Source organism: Enterobacter cloacae complex sp. 2021EL-01169 (genome assembly GCF_020733125.1).
GTDB classification, from domain to species: Bacteria; Pseudomonadota; Gammaproteobacteria; order Enterobacterales; family Enterobacteriaceae; genus Enterobacter; species Enterobacter roggenkampii.
Map to the genome: position 1 here is coordinate 1 of NZ_JAJFTC010000055.1, position 1,126 is coordinate 1,126.

Sequence of the window (1,126 nt, forward strand, 5' to 3'; positions counted from 1 at the left end):
TTACGAACCGAACAGGCTTATGTCCACTGGGTTCGTGCCTTCATCCGTTTCCACGGTGTGCGTCACCCGGCAACCTTGGGCAGCAGCGAAGTCGAGGCATTTCTGTCCTGGCTGGCGAACGAGCGCAAGGTTTCGGTCTCCACGCATCGTCAGGCATTGGCGGCCTTGCTGTTCTTCTACGGCAAGGTGCTGTGCACGGATCTGCCCTGGCTTCAGGAGATCGGAAGACCTCGGCCGTCGCGGCGCTTGCCGGTGGTGCTGACCCCGGATGAAGTGGTTCGCATCCTCGGTTTTCTGGAAGGCGAGCATCGTTTGTTCGCCCAGCTTCTGTATGGAACGGGCATGCGGATCAGTGAGGGTTTGCAACTGCGGGTCAAGGATCTGGATTTCGATCACGGCACGATCATCGTGCGGGAGGGCAAGGGCTCCAAGGATCGGGCCTTGATGTTACCCGAGAGCTTGGCACCCAGCCTGCGCGAGCAGCTGTCGCGTGCACGGGCATGGTGGCTGAAGGACCAGGCCGAGGGCCGCAGCGGCGTTGCGCTTCCCGACGCCCTTGAGCGGAAGTATCCGCGCGCCGGGCATTCCTGGCCGTGGTTCTGGGTTTTTGCGCAGCACACGCATTCGACCGATCCACGGAGCGGTGTCGTGCGTCGCCATCACATGTATGACCAGACCTTTCAGCGCGCCTTCAAACGTGCCGTAGAACAAGCAGGCATCACGAAGCCCGCCACACCGCACACCCTCCGCCACTCGTTCGCGACGGCCTTGCTCCGCAGCGGTTACGACATTCGAACCGTGCAGGATCTGCTCGGCCATTCCGACGTCTCTACGACGATGATTTACACGCATGTGCTGAAAGTTGGCGGTGCCGGAGTGCGCTCACCGCTTGATGCGCTGCCGCCCCTCACTAGTGAGAGGTAGGGCAGCGCAAGTCAATCCTGGCGGATTCACTACCCCTGCGCGAAGGCCATCGGTGCCGCATCGAACGGCCGGTTGCGGAAAGTCCTCCCTGCGTCCGCTGATGGCCGGCAGCAGCCCGTCGTTGCCTGATGGATCCAACCCCTCCGCTGCTATAGTGCAGTCGGCTTCTGACGTTCAGTGCAGCCGTCTTCTGAAAACGACA

1 protein-coding gene is annotated in these 1,126 nt (G+C 61.8%); it reads left to right on the plus strand.

Annotation, left to right across the window (positions count from 1 at the left end; all coding sequences use genetic code 11):
- A partial coding sequence (gene intI1, locus LLF79_RS26835) for a class 1 integron integrase IntI1 (protein ID WP_032441700.1) occupies nucleotides 1-924 on the plus strand: 924 nt, incomplete at its 5' end.
- Between the last annotated feature and the right edge of the window lie 202 nt (nucleotides 925-1,126).